22 protein-coding genes and 1 other RNA gene are annotated in these 21,167 nt (G+C 56.6%); 17 read left to right on the forward strand and 6 right to left on the reverse strand.

The genetic code is table 11. The annotated features are described in order from the left end of the window. Position 1: 1 nt before the first annotated feature. Positions 2 to 1,321 carry a histidinol dehydrogenase gene (gene hisD / locus HXW73_RS06625; RefSeq protein WP_186255458.1) on the forward strand — a complete coding sequence of 440 codons (1,320 nt, stop codon included), beginning with the start codon at positions 2 to 4 and terminating at the stop codon, positions 1,319 to 1,321. Between the two features lie 29 nt (positions 1,322 to 1,350). On the opposite strand, the gene HXW73_RS06630 is transcribed toward hisD, so the two are convergent. After that, the gene (locus HXW73_RS06630) at positions 1,351 to 2,625 is read right to left on the reverse strand and encodes a Do family serine endopeptidase (RefSeq protein WP_186255459.1); all 1,275 of its coding nucleotides are present in this window, start codon (positions 2,623 to 2,625) and stop codon (positions 1,351 to 1,353) included. Positions 2,626 to 2,764: 139 nt separating this feature from the next. Between HXW73_RS06630 and HXW73_RS06635 the strand changes: the two genes are divergently transcribed. Next, on the forward strand, positions 2,765 to 3,526 hold the full coding sequence (locus HXW73_RS06635) for a Nif3-like dinuclear metal center hexameric protein (RefSeq protein ID WP_240538726.1): 762 nt from the start codon (positions 2,765 to 2,767) through the stop codon (positions 3,524 to 3,526). A gap of 51 nt (positions 3,527 to 3,577) precedes the next feature. Here the strand turns inward: HXW73_RS06635 and HXW73_RS06640 are convergent, their stop codons facing one another. Then, a complete protein-coding gene (locus HXW73_RS06640) occupies positions 3,578 to 4,030 on the reverse strand; it encodes a YhcB family protein (RefSeq protein WP_186255461.1) in 453 nt (150 codons plus the stop codon). A 194-nt stretch (positions 4,031 to 4,224) separates the two neighbouring features. Here HXW73_RS06640 and zapE point away from each other — a divergent pair, with 194 nt between their 5' ends. The 8 genes from zapE (at position 4,225) to HXW73_RS06680 (ending at position 10,651) form a co-directional block, all read left to right on the forward strand. Continuing rightward, positions 4,225 to 5,403 (forward strand): cell division protein ZapE, encoded by a 1,179-nt coding sequence (gene zapE / locus HXW73_RS06645; RefSeq protein WP_240538727.1) that lies wholly within the window; start codon positions 4,225 to 4,227, stop codon positions 5,401 to 5,403. A 267-nt stretch (positions 5,404 to 5,670) separates the two neighbouring features. Beyond that, a complete protein-coding gene (rplM, locus tag HXW73_RS06650) occupies positions 5,671 to 6,099 on the forward strand; it encodes a 50S ribosomal protein L13 (RefSeq protein WP_179928574.1) in 429 nt (142 codons plus the stop codon). Positions 6,100 to 6,112: 13 nt separating this feature from the next. Then, entirely contained in the window at positions 6,113 to 6,502 is a 390-nt protein-coding gene (gene rpsI, locus HXW73_RS06655) for a 30S ribosomal protein S9 (RefSeq protein ID WP_066321105.1), read from the forward strand. A 207-nt stretch (positions 6,503 to 6,709) separates the two neighbouring features. Next, the gene (petA, locus tag HXW73_RS06660) at positions 6,710 to 7,309 is read left to right on the forward strand and encodes a ubiquinol-cytochrome c reductase iron-sulfur subunit (RefSeq protein WP_186255462.1); all 600 of its coding nucleotides are present in this window, start codon (positions 6,710 to 6,712) and stop codon (positions 7,307 to 7,309) included. Then, a complete protein-coding gene (locus HXW73_RS06665; RefSeq protein ID WP_186255463.1) occupies positions 7,309 to 8,568 on the forward strand; it encodes a cytochrome b in 1,260 nt (419 codons plus the stop codon). The genes petA and HXW73_RS06665 overlap by 1 nt, the downstream gene beginning before the upstream one ends. Continuing rightward, the gene (locus HXW73_RS06670) at positions 8,568 to 9,317 is read left to right on the forward strand and encodes a cytochrome c1 (RefSeq protein ID WP_186255464.1); all 750 of its coding nucleotides are present in this window, start codon (positions 8,568 to 8,570) and stop codon (positions 9,315 to 9,317) included. Before HXW73_RS06665 ends, HXW73_RS06670 begins: the two co-directional genes overlap by 1 nt. Positions 9,318 to 9,464: 147 nt before the next feature. Next, complete coding sequence (sspA, locus tag HXW73_RS06675; protein ID WP_085918003.1) at positions 9,465 to 10,091, forward strand: stringent starvation protein SspA; 627 nt, start codon at positions 9,465 to 9,467, stop codon at positions 10,089 to 10,091. 53 nt (positions 10,092 to 10,144) lie between these two features. Next, complete coding sequence (locus HXW73_RS06680) at positions 10,145 to 10,651, forward strand: ClpXP protease specificity-enhancing factor (protein ID WP_186255465.1); 507 nt, start codon at positions 10,145 to 10,147, stop codon at positions 10,649 to 10,651. A gap of 89 nt (positions 10,652 to 10,740) precedes the next feature. Here the strand turns inward: HXW73_RS06680 and HXW73_RS06685 are convergent, their stop codons facing one another. The 4 genes from HXW73_RS06685 to HXW73_RS06700 are packed head-to-tail and all read right to left on the reverse strand — an operon-like array spanning position 10,741 to position 13,859. Next, positions 10,741 to 11,325, reverse strand: a complete 585-nt coding sequence (locus tag HXW73_RS06685) for a BON domain-containing protein (RefSeq protein ID WP_240538728.1) — start codon at positions 11,323 to 11,325, stop codon at positions 10,741 to 10,743. A 34-nt stretch (positions 11,326 to 11,359) separates the two neighbouring features. Continuing rightward, positions 11,360 to 11,947: a phosphoheptose isomerase gene (locus tag HXW73_RS06690; RefSeq protein WP_066321086.1), complete on the reverse strand. Its 588-nt coding sequence runs from the start codon at positions 11,945 to 11,947 to the stop codon at positions 11,360 to 11,362. Between the two features lie 21 nt (positions 11,948 to 11,968). Beyond that, positions 11,969 to 12,340, reverse strand: a complete 372-nt coding sequence (locus HXW73_RS06695) for a YraN family protein (RefSeq protein ID WP_186255466.1) — start codon at positions 12,338 to 12,340, stop codon at positions 11,969 to 11,971. Then, complete coding sequence (locus tag HXW73_RS06700; protein WP_186255467.1) at positions 12,330 to 13,859, reverse strand: penicillin-binding protein activator; 1,530 nt, start codon at positions 13,857 to 13,859, stop codon at positions 12,330 to 12,332. The genes HXW73_RS06695 and HXW73_RS06700 overlap by 11 nt, the downstream gene beginning before the upstream one ends. Positions 13,860 to 13,969: 110 nt before the next feature. On the opposite strand from HXW73_RS06700, the gene rsmI reads away from it, so the two are divergent. From rsmI to HXW73_RS06735, 7 genes are all read left to right on the forward strand, one after another. After that, positions 13,970 to 14,827, forward strand: a complete 858-nt coding sequence (rsmI, locus tag HXW73_RS06705) for a 16S rRNA (cytidine(1402)-2'-O)-methyltransferase (protein ID WP_186255468.1) — start codon at positions 13,970 to 13,972, stop codon at positions 14,825 to 14,827. A 32-nt stretch (positions 14,828 to 14,859) separates the two neighbouring features. Then, positions 14,860 to 15,231: RNase P RNA component class A (gene rnpB, locus HXW73_RS06710), an RNA gene on the forward strand. 64 nt (positions 15,232 to 15,295) lie between these two features. Then, positions 15,296 to 16,246, forward strand: coding sequence for a 16S rRNA (cytosine(1402)-N(4))-methyltransferase RsmH (gene rsmH, locus HXW73_RS06715; protein ID WP_186255469.1), 951 nt, complete (start codon positions 15,296 to 15,298; stop codon positions 16,244 to 16,246). Between the two features lie 14 nt (positions 16,247 to 16,260). Continuing rightward, positions 16,261 to 16,596, forward strand: coding sequence for a cell division protein FtsL (ftsL, locus tag HXW73_RS06720; protein WP_186255470.1), 336 nt, complete (start codon positions 16,261 to 16,263; stop codon positions 16,594 to 16,596). Then, positions 16,593 to 18,299 carry a peptidoglycan D,D-transpeptidase FtsI family protein gene (locus tag HXW73_RS06725; protein ID WP_186255471.1) on the forward strand — a complete coding sequence of 569 codons (1,707 nt, stop codon included), beginning with the start codon at positions 16,593 to 16,595 and terminating at the stop codon, positions 18,297 to 18,299. The genes ftsL and HXW73_RS06725 overlap by 4 nt, the downstream gene beginning before the upstream one ends. A 15-nt stretch (positions 18,300 to 18,314) precedes the next feature. Beyond that, positions 18,315 to 19,799 carry a UDP-N-acetylmuramoyl-L-alanyl-D-glutamate--2,6-diaminopimelate ligase gene (locus tag HXW73_RS06730; protein ID WP_186255472.1) on the forward strand — a complete coding sequence of 495 codons (1,485 nt, stop codon included), beginning with the start codon at positions 18,315 to 18,317 and terminating at the stop codon, positions 19,797 to 19,799. Continuing rightward, positions 19,800 to 21,158, forward strand: coding sequence for a UDP-N-acetylmuramoyl-tripeptide--D-alanyl-D-alanine ligase (locus HXW73_RS06735; RefSeq protein ID WP_186255473.1), 1,359 nt, complete (start codon positions 19,800 to 19,802; stop codon positions 21,156 to 21,158). It abuts the gene before it with no gap. The last annotated feature ends 9 nt before the right edge of the window (positions 21,159 to 21,167 follow it).

Here is a 21,167-nt window from a genome sequence, read left to right on the forward strand (position 1 = left end):
TATGAACGAGAACGCTACCGCGACGATAGCACGACTCAACACTGCCGATGAGGCGTTTGCCGGACAACTGGATGCGTTGCTGGACTGGGAAGGTGTGTCAGACAGTGCCGTTCAGGCGCGTGTCAATGACATCCTCACCAACGTCAAGCGTCATGGTGATGCGGCGGTCATCGAAGCCACCAATCGCTTTGATCGTGTCTCGGTTACCCATATGGATGAGCTTCGCCTGACGGCTGAGCAATTGCGCCAAGCCTTTGAGTCGCTGCCCACTGAGCAGCGCGATGCCCTGGCGAGTGCCGCCGAGCGTATCCGGCGTTACCACGAACGTCAGAAACCGACCTCCTGGCAATACGAAGAACCCGATGGCACGGTGCTTGGTCAGCAGGTGACGGCGATCGACCGCGCGGGTATCTACGTGCCGGGTGGCAAAGCCGCCTACCCTTCATCGGTCTTGATGAATGCGATTCCCGCGCATGTGGCGGGCGTGCAAGAGATCATCATGACGGTTCCCACACCCGATGGCGTACTCAACGATCTGGTACTGGCGGCAGCACATGTGGCCGGTGTGGACCAGGTGTTCACTATCGGCGGTGCCCAGGCCATTGGCGCCCTTGCCTATGGAACTGAAAGCGTACCCAGGGTGGATAAGATCGTTGGGCCAGGCAACATCTATGTGGCGACGGCCAAGCGGGCCGTGTTTGGCCAGGTGGGGATCGACATGATTGCCGGCCCCTCTGAAATCATGGTGGTGTCGGATGGATTGACCGACCCTGATTGGCTGGCGATGGACCTGTTTTCCCAGGCGGAGCACGATGAAGATGCTCAAGCCATCCTGGTGAGTTGGGATGCTCAGCATCTGGCGGATATAGAAGCCGCGATAGAGCGTCTGCTTCCGACCCTGGAGCGGGCCGATATCGTCCGTGAGTCGCTGCGTCGACGCGGCGCGCTGGTTCACTGCCGCGATGCCGAGGAAGCGGTCACGCTGATCAATCGGGTTGCCCCCGAGCACCTTGAACTTTCAGTGGAAACGCCTGACGCCTGGCTTGCCGGTATTCGCCATGCGGGAGCGATCTTCATGGGGCGTTACACGGCAGAGGCGTTGGGCGATTATTGTGCAGGGCCGAACCATGTGCTTCCCACCTCGGGTACTGCACGCTTCTCATCGCCATTGGGTGTATACGATTTCCAAAAACGATCGTCACTGATTCACTGTTCCGCCGAGGGAGCCTCAGCGCTGGGTGAAGTTGCTTCTGTGTTGGCGCGGGGCGAATCGTTGACCGCCCACGCGCGCTCCGCTGAATATCGTATTAAACCGTCTTGATGCATTGACGAAGGCGGCTGCTCAGTCCTTCAAGGCTGGTTTGGGTCGCCTTCATTATTGCCACTTCGGCGCGTTCCATCGGGTTGTGGAAGTGTCGACGGAATGGGTCGCTCACCTACATCCAGCGTCATTTCCATGCGTTCGCCGTCACGGACAATGGTCAGCGGTAGTGCTGTGCCCGGCTTGATCGAGGCAATATCGCTCATGGTGGCGCGCGCATCGAGAATGGGTTGACCATCGACGGATAGCAGGACGTCGCCAGGCTTCAGTCCGGCTTTCTCTGCCGGCCCCCCATCCACGACGCCTGCGACGATAACCCCTTGAGGCGTGCGTAGGCCGAAAGACGCGGCAAGCTCTCTGGATAGTGCCTGCGCCTCAATCCCCAGCCAGCCACGGATGACGCGGCCCTGGGTAACCAGCTCGTCCAGGATGCTATGGGCAAGGTTGGCAGGAATGGCAAACCCGATACCCTGAGAGCCCCCCGAGCGCGAAAAGATGGCCGTATTAATGCCCACTAGTGCGCCTTCCGGGTTGACCAGCGCTCCACCCGAGTTCCCTGGGTTAATGGCCGCATCGGTCTGAATGAAATCCTCGTAGGCGTTCAGGCCCAGATGGCTTCGCCCGGTGGCGCTGATAATCCCCATCGTCACTGTCTGGCCAACGCCAAAGGGGTTGCCGATGGCCAGGGCGACATCGCCAACGGCAACATCCGTTGAATTACTCAGCTCAATAACGGGCAAGTTTTCTAGGTCAATCTTAAGCACAGCGAGGTCGCTTTCCGGGTCAGTGCCAATCACCTCGGCGATCACTTCGCGGCCATCACGCAGCGCCACCTGAATTTCGTCGGCACCGTTGATGACATGATGATTGGTGAGCACATAGCCCTCGTCGCTGACGATGACGCCCGAGCCCAGGCTTGACAGCATGCGTTGGTGGGTGGTGGCGTCATCGCCGTTAAAGAATTGCTGAAAGAAGGGGTCTGACATCAGCGGGTGTTCGTCGCGTTCGACGATGCGTGACGAGTAGATGTTGACCACAGCAGGCGCTGCTTGATTGACTGCATCGGCGTAGCTGGCAGGGCCCTGGTTGCGGTTCAGGGGCGCCGCTTGCCGGATTTCAGGTGCCGGTCGGTCTGGGTCGGTCTCTTGATCTGCCGTGGTGACGAGCGAGGGGGTATCTTCGGTTTGGGGTGGCGAAGCCTGAAAAGGCAGCGGGAAGCGCTCAGGAAACGCAAACATGATAACAGCTGCCAGCAAAAAGCCTGTGATGATGGGCCATATGTAAGGCAGCACAAAGCGTTTCATTGAGGGTTCCTTTGGCGATCGTCGAGGAGTAGAGATTAGCGCTGACGAGTCGTCAGTCTTACACTAGACAATATTATGTAAATGGTAACATTTTATTGGCTTGTATCTCATGGATACCAGCAGATACTTAGGAGCAACGGTGATTCAACGCGATATATTAGTAGCAGCCTGCGACCATCAGCTTCGCGCCTCACAGTTTAAAGACTTTACGATTAACGGCCTTCAGGTGGCAGGCCGTGATCGAGTGGCGCGCGTCATGACCGGCGTGACGGCCTGCCAGTCCTTGCTTGACGAAGCAGTGCGCTGGCAGGCCGATATGCTGATTGTTCACCATGGCTATTTTTGGAAGAACGAGCCGGTCGCTATTACGGGCATGAAACAAAGACGAATCAAAACCTTGCTCGATCACGAGATAAATCTTCTGGCCTATCATTTACCCCTTGATGCCCACAGCGAGATGGGCAACAACGCTGAACTGGCCAAGCAGCTTGGTTGGAAAGTCGAGGGTTGTCTGGATGGAGAGCTGGGTGAAGGTCTGCTTTGGTCTGGGCGCGTTGCCAAGCCGCTGAGCGCGACCGCGCTTGCCGAGCAAATAAGCCAGACCTTGCAGCGAGAGCCGCTGCTGATCGAAGCGCCGGGTGTGGGCGACATAGAGCGTATCGCCTGGTGCACGGGTGGGGCGCAGGACATGATTAGTGCCGCTTGTGAAGGCGGGGCGCAGGCGTTTGTTTCCGGAGAAATTTCAGAGCGAACGACGCATCTTGCCAGAGAAATGGGTATTCATTATTTGGCGGCAGGTCACCATGCCACTGAACGTTACGGTGTTCAGGCATTGGGGGAGTGGTTGGCTGATGAATACGGTGTGGAGCACCGGTTTGTCGATATTGATAATCCTGCTTGATCCCTTTCACCCTCGGCAATGCTGCCGAGGGTCAATTCACTCTGGGAGTGCTCAGTAACGTGGCGGTGTTGCCGTGTCGTCGCGAGCGTCTTTATCTTTGAGGCCGAAATGTTCGGATAGCGTGCCGTTCTGGCCATCGGCGTAGTCGCGAGGCGTTGCGGGCGCGTTCAATGTGTCAGTTGGCTCGGTCACAGGGCGAAGGTCAGTCAACTCGGCTGGGCGATGTGTTAGCTGATCTAGTTGCCACTGGCCTGCGTCATCTTGCAGCTTTTTTTCGAGCTCGTCGGTTTCCTGGCGGATCGTTGCTAGCGACTCATGCACACTGGACAGTTGATGACTGACGCCATTCTTGAGCGACGCAACCTGATGTTCACGCTCCAATAATGTTTGGCGAAGTGAAGCAAGTTGACGCTGGCTTTTACTCAGTAACCGGTAGCATCCTGCGCCGATTATCAAGCCGATCACAAGGCCTATTGCTGCATAGGTTAATGGCTCGCTTTCCACATTTATCTCCCTTGATGCCTGTCGCTGCCGATTGTACAGCGCATGAAACAGTCGATGGCTATTATAGGCGCCTTGATGATGGTTGGGTCAATGCTCATGCGTTGGTGAGCCTAACCACGTATACTTATTGCCTTTATTCATGTCGCGTGATTGCTTTCAGTAACGCTTGGCGGAAATAACGGGAGAATTAAACGATGAGGGCAACGTCGGACGGTGGTGGCCCAACGCCGAACGCGGCGACGCCGATGGGGCGTTATCGTGCAGATCTTAAGCGAGAGGGATTTGAGTACGACCCGGCCCAGGAAGCGGCAGTGGCGCATTTGCAGCGTTTGTACGATGCATTGCTGTCAACCCCGACGACGGTGCCGAAAACAGTGCTTGCCAATAAAGGGCTGAAGGCCAGGATGGCGGGGTTGATAGGCAAAAAATCGTCCCCGCAAGAGCCGTTGACGCCGAGTGTCCAGGGGCTTTATTTCTGGGGAGGTGTGGGTCGCGGCAAAACGTATCTGGTGGATACTTTCTACGAATCGCTGCCGTTTGCCGATAAAATGCGCACCCATTTCCATCGCTTCATGCAGCGTGTGCACAACGAGCTCACCCATTACAAAGGGGAAAAGAACCCGTTGACATTGGTGGCGAGCAAGTTTGCCAGTGAAGCACGGGTGATTTGCTTTGACGAATTCTTCGTCAAGGATATTACCGACGCCATGATACTGGCGAATCTTCTTGAAGCCCTCTTTGAGCGGGGGGTCGTTCTCGTGGCAACGTCGAATATCGTGCCTGACGATCTGTATAAAGACGGTCTTCAACGCGCGCGGTTTCTGCCCGCTATCGATTTGCTCAATCGCCATTGTCAGGTGGTGAATGTTGACTCGGGTGTTGATTACCGCCTGCGCGCGCTGGAGCGTGCGGAAATCTTTCATTCGCCGCTGGACGACGCCGCCGAAAAAGAGTTGGCGCGAAGTTTCCGTGAAATTGCCGGGCACGCTGGAGAGGAGGACGCTCCGCTTGAGATCAATCAGCGTGTGCTGACGACTCGTCGACTGCACGACGACATCGCCTGGTTTGAGTTTGCGGAGCTTTGCGATGGCCCGCGTAGCCAAAATGACTATATCGAGCTGGCGCGAGAATTCCACACGATTATCGTTTCTAATGTCCCTGCCATGCGCGGCGCCGACGACGATCAGGCCAGGCGCTTTATCAACATGGTAGATGAGTTCTACGACCGGGGCGTCAAGGTGTTGATGTCGGCAGAAGCGCCGGTGGAGTCACTCTACCATGGCGGAAAGCTGACGTTTGAATACCAGCGAACGCTCTCTCGGTTACAGGAGATGCAGTCCCATGATTATTTGGCGCTGCCGCATAAACCCTAGTCTCATAACACCTTGTCGCATAAAATCTGATCGTATAAAGCTTGGTCTTAGAAACTCATTTGTATGAACCTTGACCACATCAAAAAAAGAAATCCAGAAAAGTATCCGTGGATGCCTGGAAAGGCTTAACTTGGCGGATGGCTTGCTGTAGAATGCCGCCTCGCTACATGTTGTGGGTCAAGAACCCGCAACCAAAAAAAATAGGGATGGTGCAACGCCGCATAGCGGTGTGTCGTACCCAACACATTTTAACTGGTGATTTCATCCATGAAGACGTTCAGTGCTAAGCCGCAGTCCGTCCAGCGCGATTGGTACGTTGTCGACGCAACGGACAAGACGCTCGGCCGTCTGGCTACCGAAATTGCTCGCCGCTTGCGCGGTAAGCATAAGCCCGAATTTACCCCTCACGTTGATACCGGCGATTACATCGTGGTGATCAACGCGGAAAAAGTCCAAGTGACCGGCAACAAGGCGAAGGCCAAGACCTATTACCGCCATACTGGTTACCCGGGCGGTCTACGCTCCATGACGTTCGATAAAATGATCGACCATGCGCCCGAGCGTATTATTGAGTCTGCCGTGAAAGGCATGCTGCCCAAAGGTCCGCTTGGCCGTGCCATGTACACCAAGCTGAAAGTGTACGCTGGTGCCGAGCATCCGCATGCTGCCCAACAGCCGCTTGAACTGAACATCTGAGGAAATCTCCGCCATGACACAGCAGTATTACGGTACCGGGCGCCGCAAGACTTCCACCGCCCGCGTCTTTATGAAGCCGGGTTCCGGCAAAATTACCGTCAACAACCGTGAACTCGACAACTACTTTGGTCGTGTAACCGGTCGTATGGTTGTGCGCCAGCCGCTAGAGCTGACCGAAACCCTCAACCAGTTCGACGTTTACGTCACGGTTGAAGGCGGCGGTGGTTCAGCGCAAGCCGGTGCGATTCGCCACGGTATTACCCGTGCGCTGATGAATTATAATGAAGATCTGCGCCCTGCACTGCGCGCCGCGGGTTATGTGACGCGCGATGCACGTCAGGTAGAGCGTAAGAAAGTCGGCCTGCGTAAAGCACGCCGTCGTCCGCAGTTCTCCAAGCGTTAATCGACGCTCAAGTACTGTGGAAAAAGCCCAGGCCATTGGCCTGGGCTTTTTTTTTGCTATAACAATCATCCGTCAAGGTGTACGTTGATGAAGCGTGCCTGGCGAACTGCACGCTGGTTAAACTACTTTATACATAGACATTAAATAACAACAGTCATCTTTGCGGAGCATTAAGCGCTGCGTGAAGAAAAAAAGTGGGGGCCGGATATGGCAAATAACGGCGTTAACAAGGGGCGGCGGCGTTTCCTTGTAGGGGCGACGACCGTTGTCGGCGCAGTAGGAGCGGTTGGGGTCGCAATCCCGTTTGTGTCGGCTTGGCAGCCAAGTGCAAGAGCCCGGGCGGCGGGGGCGCCTGTTCAAGCCGACGTTTCGAAGCTGGCTCCGGGGCAGCGTATGACGGTCGAATGGAGAGGGCGTCCCGTCTGGATTATCAACCGAACGCCCGAGATGATCGAGCGCACGGAATCCTTTGCCGCTGACCGTCTCGCCGACCCGGATTCTCAAGCGTCTCTGCAACCTGCCTATAGCGCCGGTCAAATGCGCTCCATACGCCCGGAAATTGGTGTCCTGATCGGTATCTGTACGCATCTAGGGTGTTCGCCAGTCTACCGTCCGGAGCCTGATGCAACGGGAGTTGGTGTCGACGACTGGCCCGGCGGCTTCTTCTGTCCCTGTCATGGCTCGCGGTTTGACTTGGCAGGGCGTGTGTTCAGCAATGTACCGGCGCCTACCAACCTGGAAGTTCCCCCCTATCGTTTCGAGGGCGATAACATCATTGTTGTCGGCGAAGATGAGGAGACGGCTTGATGGGTAATTCGAATAAAACCAAAGCTCCCCGTGGCCTGATGCGTTGGATTGACGCCCGCTTTCCGGCAACGCAACTCTTTCAGGACCATCTGTCGCACTATTACGCGCCGAAAAATTTTAATTTTTGGTATTTTTTCGGTTCTCTGGCGCTATTGGTTCTCGTCAACCAGATTCTGACGGGCATCTGGCTCACCATGAGCTTCAATCCCAGTGCTGAAGGCGCCTTTGACTCCATTGAATACATCATGCGCGATGTGGAGTGGGGCTGGCTGATCCGCTATATGCACACCACGGGGGCCTCAGCGTTCTTTGTGGTGATATATCTGCATATGTTCCGGGGATTGCTATATGGCTCCTACAAAGCGCCTCGAGAACTGGTGTGGATCTTCGGTATGGCCATTTATTTAACCCTGATGGCCGAGGCGTTCATGGGGTATCTGCTACCTTGGGGACAGATGTCGTACTGGGGCGCGCAAGTGATTATTTCACTGTTCTCTGCCATTCCCTTCATTGGTCCCGACCTGGCGCAGTGGGTACGTGGCGACTATCTGATTTCAGGCATAACGCTGAATCGCTTTTTTGCCTTGCATGTGGTGGCGTTGCCGATTGTGATTCTCGCGTTGGTGGTGCTGCATATTGTGGCGCTCCACGAGGTGGGCTCCAACAATCCAGACGGCATCGATATCAAGCAGAAAAAAGATGAAGCCGGTAAGCCGCGGGATGGTATTCCTTTTCATCCTTATTACACGGTTAAAGATCTGGCGGGCGTTGCCGTTTTCCTGTTTGTGTTCTGCATTGTGGTGTTCTATTTCCCGGAAGGGGGCGGGTATTTCATTGAAACGCCCAACTTTGAACCGGCTAATCCGTTACAAACCCCCGACCATATCGCGCCCGTGTGGTATTTCACGCCCTTTTACGCGATTTTGCGTGCCATCACCTTCTCGATTTTCGGTTTGGAGGCTAAGTTTTTAGGGGTGATGTGCATGGGCGGGGCCATTGCCGTGATGTTTGTACTGCCATGGCTGGATCGTAGCCCTGTGCGCTCAATCCGCTATAAAGGCTGGATATCCAAGCTGATGTTAGCGTTGTTTGCGGCAAGCTTTGTGACGCTTGGCGTTCTAGGGGTAATGCCTTCAACAGGGGGGCGAACGCTATTGGCCCAAGTCTGCACGGCGATCTATTTCGCTTATTTCCTGTTGATGCCGATCTATACGCGGTTGGAAAAAACAAAACCCGTTCCGGAAAGGGTGACTGGCTAATGAAAAAACAACTGATCGCGCTCATTGCCGTTCTGGTGCCAATGACCGCAATGGCTGCCGGTGGCGCAGGTGTTCCGCATTCCATGGAGCCGGATCTGCAGGATCAGGCGTCGTTGCAAAATGGCATGAAGCTCTACGTTAATTATTGTATGGGCTGCCACTCGCTTGAGTATCAGCGATTTTCGCGCGCCGCTGAGGATCTGGATATTCCACGGGACATTATTGAGGACAATGTCATCTTTTCCTCCGAACTGGCGTTCAACGATCAAATGCAAACGTCAATGAGCGAGGAAAACGGTGAAACATGGTTTGGTGCACCACCCCCAGACCTGACACTGTCAGCTAGGCTGCACGGCACTGACTGGCTGTATTCCTATCTGCTCAGTTTTTATCAAGACCCGAGCCAACCCACCGGGGTTAACAATGCGGTATTCGAGCTGGTAGCCATGCCCAATGTGCTGGAGCCGCTCCAGGGCGTACAAGAAAAGGTATGTCCTGAGGCAGATGCATCAGAAGGTGCCTCCGGCAGTGAAGCTGACTGTGATACGTTGGAAATTACCCACCAGGGCGAACTCTCGCCAGAGGAGTTTGAAGAGGCGGTTTATGACCTCACAAACTTTCTTGCCTATGTGGGAGAGCCCTCGAAGCTTCAGGCTCAGGCGTTAGCGCCTAAGGTGCTCATCTTTTTGTTTATCTTTGCTGTTATTGCCTATCTTCTCAAGCGTGAGTATTGGCGCGATATTCATTGAAGACGCTGATACAGGGCAATCTAGGGCGTGCGGCCAAGTCGTGCGCCCTTTGTATGTTAGCCTTTAACGTAATGCATGGCGTTGCCTTCCCCAAGGGTGGGGTGGACGTGTTATTATTCAAGATTGATTCGTTGCGAGGATGGTTTCATGGGAGTTGTGGCCAAACGGTCGTCGATGATTTTTTATTCAGGTAATGATGATCATTTCAGTCATCGTGTCCGCATTGTGCTGGCTGAGAAGGGGGTGGCTGTCGACGTCGTCGATGTCTCCGACGAGAATGTCCCTGACGAGCTCGCCGACTTGAACCCGTACAACAGCGTTCCGACGTTGCTTGACCGTGACTTGGTGCTCTACGAGTCGAAGGTCATGATGGAATACCTGGATGAGCGTTTTCCGCATCCGCCACTGTTGCCTGTTTATCCTGTGGCACGTGCGCAGAGCCGTCTTTGGATGCATCGCATCGAACGCGAGTGGTGCCCGATGGTCGAGCAAATCACCAGCGGTGGGAAAAAAGAAGCTGAGAAAGCACGTAAAGAGCTACGTGAAAGTCTGATCGGTATTTCGCCTATTTTTGAAGACATGCCGTATTTCATGAGTGACGAATTCACTCTGGTTGACTGCTGTCTGGCGCCGATCCTATGGCGTTTACCGGCACTGAATATTGAACTGCCGGAAAAACAGGTAAAGCCGCTATTAAACTATATGTCGCGGGTGTTCGAGCGAGACGCATTTAAAGCCGCTTTGAACGAGCGCGAAAAAGAGATGCGCGCCTGAACCCACTCAGGCCTCGCCTGGCGGGGCCTTTTCTCTGGGAGGAGCGAGACGAGATGAAATCGAGCCGTCCTTATATTGCCCGAGCGCTCTACGAGTGGTTGCTGGACAACGAACTCACACCGCACTTGGTCGTGGATGCCACGCAGCCTGGTGTTGAAGTGCCTCGTCAATTTGTGCAAAACGGCCAAATCGTACTCAATGTTGCGCCTACAGCGGTTCGCGACCTGTTTATGGAAAACCAGGCCATTGGTTTTAATGCGCGTTTCGGTGGTCAGCCCATGCAGGTGATGATTCCTACGCCGGCACTCATCGCGATTTATGCCCGTGAAAATGGCGCTGGCATGGTGTTTGGTCACGAGCCGGAATTAACCCCGGTTGAGGGTGAAGAAGAAGCGGCAGACGAAACCTTTTCGCCAAGCAAGCCAACGCTGGCCGTAACGGAATCAACCGGCGAAGGAGATTCAGCATCTGAAGAAACGTCAAAGGAAACGTCGGATTCAGACAGTGAATCAAAGGATAAGCCCAGCAAGAAAAAGCCATCGCTGCGGGTGGTGAAGTAACGCGACAGTTCCCTTCGAACGCATTTCTATACAAAAAAGCCTCGCTGTTCAAAAACAGCGAGGCTTTTTTATTTGCTTTGAGTGTCGGTTCAGTCGATATACTCGAAGACTTTTACAATCCGCTGGACACCTGCCACGTTGGAAGCTGTATTGACGATGCGATCCGCTTCTCCACGCGACACCATGCCCATGATGTAAACGCTGGCGTTTTCTGTCGTGACCTTGAGTTTTGACGAGTCAATGCGGTCATTGGTTGCCAGCTGAGCCATAACGTTGCTGGTTAACCAAGTGTCGGTCAAGCGCTGGGTGCTGGGTAGGCGGGCTGAAACCGTCAACTCGTTGTGTACGTCATTAACGCCACGTAAGTCAGCAGTGACGTTTTCGGCCATCTCGCGCAGTTCCTCGCTGGGCACTTGGCCAACCAGTAGCACGACGCCATTAAAGCTATGGGGGCGAATGCGGGCGTCACCTAGCCGTCCGTCAGCTCGGTCTAGCGCACGCCCGACTTCTCGTTCAATCGTTTCGTCAACGGCAACGACGTCTTCGCCGCGTTGACCGTAATTTGAAGCATCGACAGCGGTGTTGGTCGCGCAACCTGCGAGCAGAATACTGGCTCCCAGAGTGGCCGCCATTAACAGGCGAGAAAAATGTGAAGCTGAGAGTTTTGGAGTCATTGATAGGTTCCTTTTCATTATCGACAGGGCTGGTTTAGCCGCCGAATAGTTGCTCATCGATCAAGTCGCAAAGGCAGTGGATGACCAACAAGTGCACTTCCTGGATGCGTGCCGTGGAGGTGGCGGGCACACGAATTTCGCAGTCATCCTGACCCAGTAGCGATGCCATATCACCGCCATCCCGTCCGGTTAACGCCACGACCGTCATGTCACGGTCGTGAGCGGCTTGTATAGCCTGCACGATATTAGCCGAGTTGCCACTTGTTGAAATGGCCAGAAGTATGTCGCCTGGCTGACCTAGCGCTCTGATTTGCTTAGAGAATACTTCGTTATACGTATAATCATTGGCGATCGAGGTTAGTGTGGAGGTATCCGTGGTTAACGCCAGTGCCGGTAAGCTCGGCCGCTCGCGCTCAAAGCGGTTGAGCAACTCCGACGAGAAATGCTGGCTATCACCCGCGCTGCCGCCGTTTCCGCAGGCGAGAATTTTGCCTTCGCTTACCAAACATTGCACCATCATCTGACTGGCGACCTCAATAAAAGGCGGCAGCACCTCGCTGGCGTAGGTTTTGGTATCAATGCTGGCGTTGAAGTGGTCCAGTATGCGTGGTTGAAAGTCCATTAGGGCTTCCTGGTTGTCAGTTCAAAAGGCGTCAAAAGCGGCTTTTACCCACTCGACTTCCATCTGAGGGGGTGTGCCGGTCATGGCGATAACGTCAAAACGACACGCTGACGGGTGTCGCCTTGAGGCTAAATAAAGACGTGCGGCCCGGATAAGCCGTTGCTGTTTCTGGGCCGTTACGGACTCAAGAGGATGCCCGTAGCGGCTCGATTTGCGATGTTTGACCTCTACGAAGACCAGAATATCCGCATCCTGCATGATCAGGTCAAGCTCGCCGCCTTTAACATGATGATTACTAGCGATTAACCGCAGTCCCTGCTGCTGCAGCCATTGAGCTGCAAACTGCTCAATGGCCTGACCGCGCGATCGAGCTGTCTGGGGATTAGTTGTCATCGCCTTCGTCGTTGCCTTCTTCATTACCCATCAAGCCGGGAATTAAAATCGGCGCAGGTGTTCCGTTCTGGAACTTGGCCCAAGGCAGCTCGCGATAAATTCTGCCGTCGCCGGTGAGAAACAGCTTGCCAGTGCTGCCATCAAAGCCTTCCAGTGCAGAAAAATCAGAAAGGTGTGTGGCGATCTCATAGGCATCGACCCCCATGGCCATTAATCGGAACATAGAAGCATCGGGCTCTTCTCGTAGACGCTGGTAGCTGTCGTAGAAGGGCAGCACTTCTTCACCTCCCACGGCGGCATCGGGAATTTGCCAGGGGATATCCATGAACATGACGTCGTTGAGATCCTGATCAAGGCGTGTCTGACGCCGTCCTTCGTGAAGGTGGGACGTGGCATAGATGGGGAGGTCAGGCGCGTAATAGTAATCCATGGTGGGCGGCACCTGGCGAGCATAGTCCGGTAGCGCGAGTAGGAAGAGGGCATCAATATCGTTAAGCTGCGCGCGTTCTCCGCGAACGTTCAAAGCCGTCTTTACCGCATCAGACACCGGGTTGTCAGGGTTATAGCGCACGGCGTTGCTGATGTCACCACCCTGACGATGCCACTCGTTCCAGAAGGCTTCGCCGACGCGCTGTCCCCAGTCGTTATCGGGTACCATCAGAGACATTTGGCGGTGGCCATCCTGCCATGCACGGCGTGCGGCCTGACGTGCTTCGTCTTCAGCCGAGAGGCCGTATTGGAAAAGCCGCTTGGCTTGATTGCTATCGCCACTACCGTAGTTGAGCGCCAATGTCGGCACGGGAACGCTTTCGCGCTGTTCAAGCTGAGTGACCTGTTCCTTGTCCAGCGGACCAATCATCACCTGAGCGTTCATCTGCTGGGTGCGATCATAAAGCTCGTTGAGCGAGTACTGCGAAGCATCCAGGAAGCTTAGTTGTACGTTGTCGCCCTTGATGTCGTGATGGCGGCGCATGGCAGAAGCAATGGTCTCGGCGACGCTGCTGAGTGCGCCGGATTCGGGCAGTGCCACGACGATACGGTTGATCGTTTCGCCTTCCAGTTCAGGCAGTGCAAAGCGTTCCGGGTCGGGCTTGTCGAGCGCTTCGCGTGCCCAGCGCTGGCGGTCTTCGAGCGTGCGCTGCTGGTCGGCCTGCATTGGCAACTCGTCATCAAGCACCTGGACGGCGCGCAAAACGCTGTCAGGTTCATTGAGTGCGCGGGCTAACTCGGAAAAAAGGAGTGCCCAGCGAACCCGGTTTGCTTCGGATAGCGCTTGCTCGTCAATGGCGTCAGCCGCCTCAAAGGCATCTTCGCGCTGGCCCTGGCGGGCAAAAATATTGGCCGCCTCGAGGCGCGTTCTGGCGGCTTCTCCGGGGGCCTGTTCTTCCGCCTGGCTAAGCAGACGGCCAGGGTCCTCGGCGGGTTCTCGATCAACGACACCGGGAGGCTGTGTCGCACAACCCGCAACGAGAAGTGCCATGAGCGTAGCGGCAAGAAAGCCACGTAATGACTGTTTCATGTATCCTTCCTTAGTTTCCGTTTGCGCCGTCGCTGCTTGTCAACGATTTGGCGGCTATTGGACAAGCATAGCGTACCGAGGGGCAAGCCATTGACGAATTGGGAGTCACGATGACACACACACCACCGGGTACATTGTACGTGGTCGCCACGCCGATTGGGAATTTGGATGATCTTTCCGCCCGCGCTGTGCGATTGCTAGGCGAGGTGACACGCGTTGCCGCTGAGGATACCCGCCACAGCGCCCGCCTGCTGTCGCACCTGGGCTTGAATAAGCCGATGGTATCGTTGCACGAACACAACGAAGCGCGACGGGTCGATAGCCTGGATCGCTATCTTGAAGCGGGGGAGGATATTGCCTTGATCAGCGATGCCGGTACGCCGCTGATCAGCGACCCGGGGTTCGTATTGGTGCGCGAGCTTCGCGCGCGCAACCGTCATGTCGTGCCGATACCTGGCCCCTGTGCGCTGATTACCGCGTTGTCCGCGGCCGGCTTGCCTACCGATCGATTTGTATTTGGTGGGTTTCTACCTGCCAAGCCTGGAGCGAGACGACAAGCGCTGGAGGCTTGGAAGGTGCGCGAGGAGACGCTGGTATTTTACGAATCCCCGCATCGCATTGTGCATACGCTGGAAGCCTTGCATGAGCAGCTGGAAGGCCGCGAGGTCGTCCTGGCTCGCGAGTTGACCAAAACCTTCGAGACATTTCTTCACGGTACGCCGGCGTCGCTACTGGATCAGTTATCAAGCGACCCGAATCAGGCGCGTGGCGAGTTTGTGGTGATCATCGCCGGCGCGCCGCCGGTAGCGCAAAGTGAGCAACAGGCGATTGACGCCGATACCTTGCTTGAGACGTTGCTTGGAGAAGGAGTTGGTGTCAAGCAGGCGGCGAGTGTTGCCGCCCGCCTGTTCGGCGGTCGTAAGCAAACCTGGTATGCCCGCTTGCAAGCCATGAAAGGCGAGCATTGAGGCGAACGTTGGGCGCTGGTATGCTTGCCGCCGGAGTTGGCCAGACAGTCGCCGCTAATGCACCTCAAAAGGTATTGGGGGAGGAAAGTCCGGGCTCCATAGGGCAGAGTGCCAGGTAACGCCTGGGCGGCGCGAGCCGACGGAAAGTGCAGCAGAGAGTAGACCGCCTAAGCCCCTGAGTTTCAAAGCTGGGGGCCGGTAAGGGTGAAAGGGTGCGGTAAGAGCGCACCGCGCGCCTGGCAACAGTGCGTGGCAAGGTAAACCCCACTCGGAGCAAGACCAAATAGGGACCCAATGGCGTGGCCCGCGCTGGGTCCGGGTAGGTTGCTTGAGCGCTGTGGTAACGCAGCGCCTAGAGGAATGACTGTCCACGACAGAACCCGGCTTATCGGCCGACTCCCCATCCATCGGGGTGTGCCCAGGCATACCCCACACTATCTTGTGAGTGTACTGTCTGTGAGCTTTACCATGCCGTCACCTGACCAGGCCAGCGCTCAATTCGAGCATACCAGTGTGCTACTGGACGGCGCCGTCGATGTCCTCGTGCATCAACCCGATGGCGTATACCTTGACGGCACCTTTGGCCGCGGCGGCCATTCCCGGGTCATTTTGTCGCGCTTGAACGAGGCAGGGCGCTTGATTGCCCTCGACCGGGATCCTCAAGCCGTGGCGGCAGCAGCAGATATTGCCGATTCACGATTTACCATGGTGCAGCGCGACTTTGCCCGGCTGGCCGATGTTGCCCGCGAGCAGGGCGTGCATGGCAAACTTGCCGGAATCCTGCTTGATGTTGGCGTGTCATCGCCACAGCTTGATGACCCTGAGCGGGGTTTCAGCTTTATGCGCAATGGTCCGCTGGACATGCGTATGGATCCCAGCCAGGGGGAAAGCGCCGCGGAATTTCTTGCTCACGCGAGTGAAGCAACCATCGCGCACGTATTCAAAGCCTATGGCGAAGAGCGCTTTGGAAAACGACTCGCGCGAGCGGTCGTCAATAGACGGGGCGATACTCCCTTTACACATACGGTGGACTTGGCCGACGTGCTGAAAGCCGCCCATCCTGCCTGGGAAAAAGGCCGGCATCCGGCTACTAAGGCATTTCAGGGCCTGCGAATTTATTTAAACGGCGAGTTGGAACAGCTGGATGCGGCGCTGGAGGCAGCCCTCGAGGCCTTGGCGCCGGGTGGTCATTTGGTGGTCATTAGCTTCCATTCGCTCGAGGACCGCCGGGTAAAACGGTTTATTCGTCATCATGTGCGGGGCGATACTCATCTACCCAAGGGTGTGCCGATTCGTGATGACCAGTTGAATCGTCGTCTCGAGGCGCTGGGTAAAGGAAAACGGCCAAGCGATGACGAAGTGGCTGAGAATCCACGTGCCCGTAGCGCGGTCATGCGAGCAGCACGTAAACGAGAGTGATCACGGATGTCAGCATGAGCTTGGAGCAACTTGATCGGTGGTGGTCTTCTTTACAGGCTGGATGGCCGTTTTCTTTTCGTCTGCGGCCCTGGCCGGTGGCACTGAGCCTGCTTTTTTTAGCCTGCCTGGCAACGGCCTTGTGCGTCGTCGCGACGACCCATGCGACGCGAGGGCAGTACGCTCAGTTACAGCAGCTAGAGCAAGAGCAGAGCCAGTTAAATACAGAATGGGGTCAACTACTGTTGGAGGAAGGCGCGTGGTCAACGCCTGCGCGGATTGAGCAAATTGCCACACAGCGTTTGGGGATGCGTATTCCCGACGTCAACGACGTTGAGGTAATTCGGCCATGAGCTCTCAGCGCCGGGGCGTCAGTTCACGTCAAGCGCCTGTCGCCCCCCCACTGCCGGGGGGGCGGTTTTTCTTTGTCATGCTGCTTATTGTGCTGGCGTCCGCGGTCCTGATAGGGCGGATTACCTTACTGCAGGTGATCGACCGTCCTTTTCTGCAAAGCCAGGGGGATGCGCGAACGTTGCGTAATGAGGTCATCCCCGCCCACCGGGGGATGATTACAGACCGCAATGGCGAGCCGCTGGCGATCTCGACACCTGTGGTAACCCTTTGGGCGAACCCCCAAGAACTTCCTGACGATGCGATTCAGCGTATTGTCCTGGCTCAGGCACTGGGCATGTCGCTGGAGTCGTTTGAAGCCCGAGTAGCGCGCTATAGCGAACACGAGTTCATGTACCTGCGTCGCCAAATGACGCCCGAAGCCGCCCAACGTATCCTCGATTTGCGCACGCCTGGGGTCTACCCCCAGCGGGAATACAAGCGTTACTACCCCGCGGGTGAAGTCGCGGCACAGCTGCTTGGTGTGACCAACGTTGATGATGTCGGACAAGAAGGGCTCGAGCTTGCCTACCAGCCACACCTGGCCGGTCGTCCGGGGCAGCGACGCATTATCAAGGATCGTCGTGGTCGGCTGGTCAGAGAGTTAGATGTTATCCGTGAAGCTCAGCCGGGTGGCGACTTGACTCTATCAATTGATCAGCGTTTGCAGTACATGGCCTACCGGGAGCTCAGATCAGCGGTTGCTGAAAACGAAGCGGATGGTGGTGTCCTGGTCATGATGGACGCCCGCAGCGGTGAAGTGCTGGCAATGGCCAATTTACCCTCTTATAACCCCAATAATCGGGCCGGGCTCGACCCCCGCGGGCTGCGCAACCAGGCGCTGGTCGATGTTTTCGAGCCAGGTTCGGTGATGAAGCCGCTGGCGATGTCGGCGGTGCTGGAAAGTGAAGGCTTTGATAGCGATACCGTCGTTGATACCTCGCCGGGCTGGATGCGGATTGATGAATACACGATCCGTGATTTTCGTAATTATGGTGAGTTGGACCTGGCGGGTATTTTGGAAAAGTCGTCCAACATTGGCATGTCGCGTCTTGCTTTAGAGCTGGACGACACGGCGATCTGGGAAAAGTATCATCAGCTTGGCTTTGGGCAAAGTACTGAAACAGGGTTTCCAGGCGAAACCACGGGGCACTTGCCCGCACCGATACGCCGATCGCGCAGCGAACGGGCAGCGCTTTCGTACGGCTATGGCCTGTCGGTATCCGCGGTGCAACTGGCCAGTGCGTACACGGCGATTGCCAACGATGGCGTCCGTATATCGCCATCACTGTTACGCTTATCCTCTCAGCCCGAGGGAACACCAGCGATTCAGCCAAGCGTCGCCAATGACCTACTGCAGATTCTAGAAGACTCGGTGGCAGCTTATACCGGGGGGCGGAGAGCGCGTGTTGAGGGTTATCGCGTGGGCGGCAAGACCGGGACGGTGCGTAAATCAGGGCAGGGAGGCTACGCCAAAGATGCTTATCGTAGCGTCTTTGCTGGCATTGCCCCGATTTCGGATCCCCGCATCGTGACGGTGGTCATGATCGACCATCCCAAGGCAGGCGAGTTTTACGGGGGAGCCGTGGCGGCGCCGGTATTCTCTAGTGTGACAGGTAATGCGCTAAGGTTATTGGATGTGCCCCCTGATCATGAGGTGGACTAGTGGGAAGGAGATTGCATGACGCTCAGCCCGAATGAGGTAATTCAAGCGTTGGCTAAGGTGTGGCCGGCCGGTGGGCTGCCCACGGAACTGCCATCGTTGTCCGATAGTATCAATATCACTAGCGATTCTCGCCAGATCGGCCCTGGCGATATTTTTGTGGCCGTTCCAGGCGGCCAGTTGGATGGCCGTGACTTTATTGATAGCGCCCTTGAAGCAGGCGCAGGATTGGTTCTTGCGCATGCCAGCCATGGCGATATCACGCTCGATGGCCGTATTCTGCAGTTGCCGTATCTGACACGACGGCTGGGGGAGCTTGGCCGCGCGCTTTTTCAACTGCCTGAAGGCCCCGACGTTATCGGTGTCACGGGAACTAATGGGAAAAGCTCGGTGACGCACTACATCGCCGCGTTAAGCGATGCGCTCGGGACACCGGCTGGCGTCATCGGCACCTTGGGCGTAGGTCGTTTGGGGGCACTGAGCGATACTGGGCTGACGACGCCGGGCGCACTTGCCATGCATGCGGCGCTGGGCGGATTGGCTCGTCAAGGCGTCAAGCGTGTGGCGCTAGAAGTGTCCTCCCATGCCCTTGATCAATCCCGGCTGGATGGCGTTGACATCACGACCGGTGTGTTCACTAATTTGAGCCGTGATCATCTGGATTATCATGGCAGCATGGCCGCCTATGCGGCTGCCAAAGCCAAGTTGTTCCGGCGTACTGAGCTTGCCCTTGCTGTGATGAACGGGGATGACCCGCTCGTTCGTCTAATGTTGGCAGGCTGCGATAGCCATGTGCGTGTCCTGGCAACAGGTACAGAAGAGGCCGTCACGCTACGCGTGGTGGGCTGGAACCCCCATAGTGAAGGCCAGCAGGCACTGATCGCTACGCCGGATGGTGAAAAAACGCTGTCGCTGTCACTGATGGGGCGCTTTAATCTGGATAACGTGCTGCTGGCCATGGCAACGCTATACGGCTTGGGTGAACCACTGGAGTCGCTGTTCGAAGCGGCAGAATCGCTTAACCCGGTGCCGGGGCGCATGGAGTGCTACCGCCAGGCCGGTGCCCCCAGTGTGGTGATCGATTATGCCCATACGCCGGATGCGCTCGATAACGCCTTGCGAGCCCTTGAGGGGCATGCGGGCAAATTATGGTGCGTGTTCGGCTGTGGCGGTGAACGTGATACCGGCAAGCGCGCCGAGATGGCGCGCATCGCAGAGGCTCGTGCGCAGGGTGTGATCGTGACCGACGATAATCCCCGGGGCGAGTCTGCCGAAAGCATACGCGCCGACATTCTGGCAGGCTTCAGCGAGAAGGCTCAACCATTGGAAATAGCTGAGCGACGCGAGGCGATTGCTTATGCGGTCCGTCACGCCAACCCTGATGATGTCATCCTGGTAGCGGGTAAAGGTCACGAGCCCTATCAGGAGATCAAAGGGGTGCGCTATCCCTACCATGATGGCGAGGCCGTGCAGTCCGCACTGGCTGCTCGGGAGGGTCTCTAGATGGACTGGACGCTAGGTCGAGTGGCGGCGGCGCTCGCCATTGAAGCGCCGCCATCCTTGGCGGACATGCCCATCAGCACTGTCGTTACCGACACACGCAAGATGGTGGCGGGAGGACTGTTTGTCGCCCTCAAGGGGCCGCGGTTTGACGGTCATGATCTGTTGGCCGAGGCACAGCAGGCGGGCGCTGTTGCGGCTCTGGTGGAAACACCAGTGAATGGTCCGCTGCCTCAACTGGTGTGCTCCGATACCCGCCTGGGGTTGGGGCTGCTGTCTGCCGCCGCGCGCGAGGACTGGCAGGGCCCTCTGGTGGCGGTGACCGGCAACAGCGGCAAAACCACGGTGAAAGACATGACGGCCGCCTTGCTGGCGCCGCTGGGCGCGGTTCATTCCACTCAGGGCAATCTCAATAATGACATTGGGGCGCCGTTAACCTTGCTGGCGTTGACGCCAGGCCATCAGGCAGCGGTGGTTGAGTTGGGTGCCAATCATCTGGGGGAAATTGCCTGGACGACGCGTCTGGCCCGGCCCCAGGTCGCCGTTATTACCAATGTCACCGGTGCTCATGTCGGCGAGTTCGGCGGGATGGGGCAAATTGCCCAGGCCAAGGGCGAAGTGTTGAGCGGCTTGGCGGACGATGGCGTGGCGGTTTTAAATCGCGATGATCATTATTTTGCCTATTGGGCAGCCTGTGCTGCACCGCGTCGTGTCATCAGCTTCAGCATCAATACACCGGCGGATATCTGGGCCGAAGCGCTTTCCTGTGACTCTCAAGGGCGTTATGCTTTCACGCTTAACTATCAAGGGCGATCGCTTGGGCGGGTGCATTTGCCGCTGCTGGGCAAGCATAATGTGAGCAATGCGCTTGCTGCTGCCGCGGCGGCGCTCTCCCTGGGCGTATCGTCAGCGCAGGTGATCGAGCGCCTGGCGTGCTTGTCCGCATTGCCCAACCGGCTTGGTGTGCTACCCGGGCTACGCGGTGTCAATTTGCTTGATGATAGCTATAACGCCAACCCTGGCGCGGTGAAAGCCGCGTTAGATACGTTGGTCAGCCTACCGGGGCCGCACTGGTGTGCATTGGGGGCAATGGGGGAGCTGGGTAGCGAATCCAGCGCTTTGCATGCTGATATCGGCCGATATGCAGCGCAGTTGGGTGTCGATCTGCTGTTAACGCTGGGGGAAGCCGCCAAGCCGGCCAGCGATGCCTTTGATGGTGGGTTGCATTTTAATGATCACGCGACGCTTGTGCGTCATCTTCACAATACGTTGCCGCCCAATGCCAGCTTGTTGGTAAAAGGGTCGCGCAGCGCAGGCATGGAACAAATTGTCACCGCCCTGCGCACGGATGAGATAAGGTAAACGCCGTTC

It is taken from the genome of Halomonas sp. SH5A2, assembly GCF_014263395.1.
Classification (GTDB): Bacteria; Pseudomonadota; Gammaproteobacteria; order Pseudomonadales; family Halomonadaceae; genus Vreelandella.

What these genes read in the sequence shown, in the direction of transcription:
- HXW73_RS06670 (WP_186255464.1), top strand. Translation starts at nt 8,568, where the DNA reads ATGAAAAAACAACTGATCGCGCTCATTGCCGTTCTGGTGCCAATGACC.
- rsmH (WP_186255469.1), top strand. Translation starts at nt 15,296, where the DNA reads ATGCCGTCACCTGACCAGGCCAGCGCTCAATTCGAGCATACCAGTGTG.
- rsmI (WP_186255468.1), top strand. Translation starts at nt 13,970, where the DNA reads ATGACACACACACCACCGGGTACATTGTACGTGGTCGCCACGCCGATT.
- hisD (WP_186255458.1), top strand. Translation starts at nt 2, where the DNA reads ATGAACGAGAACGCTACCGCGACGATAGCACGACTCAACACTGCCGAT.
- HXW73_RS06665 (WP_186255463.1), top strand. Translation starts at nt 7,309, where the DNA reads ATGGGTAATTCGAATAAAACCAAAGCTCCCCGTGGCCTGATGCGTTGG.
- petA (WP_186255462.1), top strand. Translation starts at nt 6,710, where the DNA reads ATGGCAAATAACGGCGTTAACAAGGGGCGGCGGCGTTTCCTTGTAGGG.
- HXW73_RS06685 (WP_240538728.1), bottom strand. Translation starts at nt 11,325, where the DNA reads ATGACTCCAAAACTCTCAGCTTCACATTTTTCTCGCCTGTTAATGGCG.
- HXW73_RS06730 (WP_186255472.1), top strand. Translation starts at nt 18,315, where the DNA reads ATGACGCTCAGCCCGAATGAGGTAATTCAAGCGTTGGCTAAGGTGTGG.
- HXW73_RS06680 (WP_186255465.1), top strand. Translation starts at nt 10,145, where the DNA reads ATGAAATCGAGCCGTCCTTATATTGCCCGAGCGCTCTACGAGTGGTTG.
- sspA (WP_085918003.1), top strand. Translation starts at nt 9,465, where the DNA reads ATGGGAGTTGTGGCCAAACGGTCGTCGATGATTTTTTATTCAGGTAAT.
- rplM (WP_179928574.1), top strand. Translation starts at nt 5,671, where the DNA reads ATGAAGACGTTCAGTGCTAAGCCGCAGTCCGTCCAGCGCGATTGGTAC.
- zapE (WP_240538727.1), top strand. Translation starts at nt 4,225, where the DNA reads ATGAGGGCAACGTCGGACGGTGGTGGCCCAACGCCGAACGCGGCGACG.
- ftsL (WP_186255470.1), top strand. Translation starts at nt 16,261, where the DNA reads ATGAGCTTGGAGCAACTTGATCGGTGGTGGTCTTCTTTACAGGCTGGA.
- HXW73_RS06725 (WP_186255471.1), top strand. Translation starts at nt 16,593, where the DNA reads ATGAGCTCTCAGCGCCGGGGCGTCAGTTCACGTCAAGCGCCTGTCGCC.
- HXW73_RS06690 (WP_066321086.1), bottom strand. Translation starts at nt 11,947, where the DNA reads ATGGACTTTCAACCACGCATACTGGACCACTTCAACGCCAGCATTGAT.
- HXW73_RS06700 (WP_186255467.1), bottom strand. Translation starts at nt 13,859, where the DNA reads ATGAAACAGTCATTACGTGGCTTTCTTGCCGCTACGCTCATGGCACTT.
- HXW73_RS06735 (WP_186255473.1), top strand. Translation starts at nt 19,800, where the DNA reads ATGGACTGGACGCTAGGTCGAGTGGCGGCGGCGCTCGCCATTGAAGCG.
- HXW73_RS06695 (WP_186255466.1), bottom strand. Translation starts at nt 12,340, where the DNA reads ATGACAACTAATCCCCAGACAGCTCGATCGCGCGGTCAGGCCATTGAG.
- HXW73_RS06630 (WP_186255459.1), bottom strand. Translation starts at nt 2,625, where the DNA reads ATGAAACGCTTTGTGCTGCCTTACATATGGCCCATCATCACAGGCTTT.
- rpsI (WP_066321105.1), top strand. Translation starts at nt 6,113, where the DNA reads ATGACACAGCAGTATTACGGTACCGGGCGCCGCAAGACTTCCACCGCC.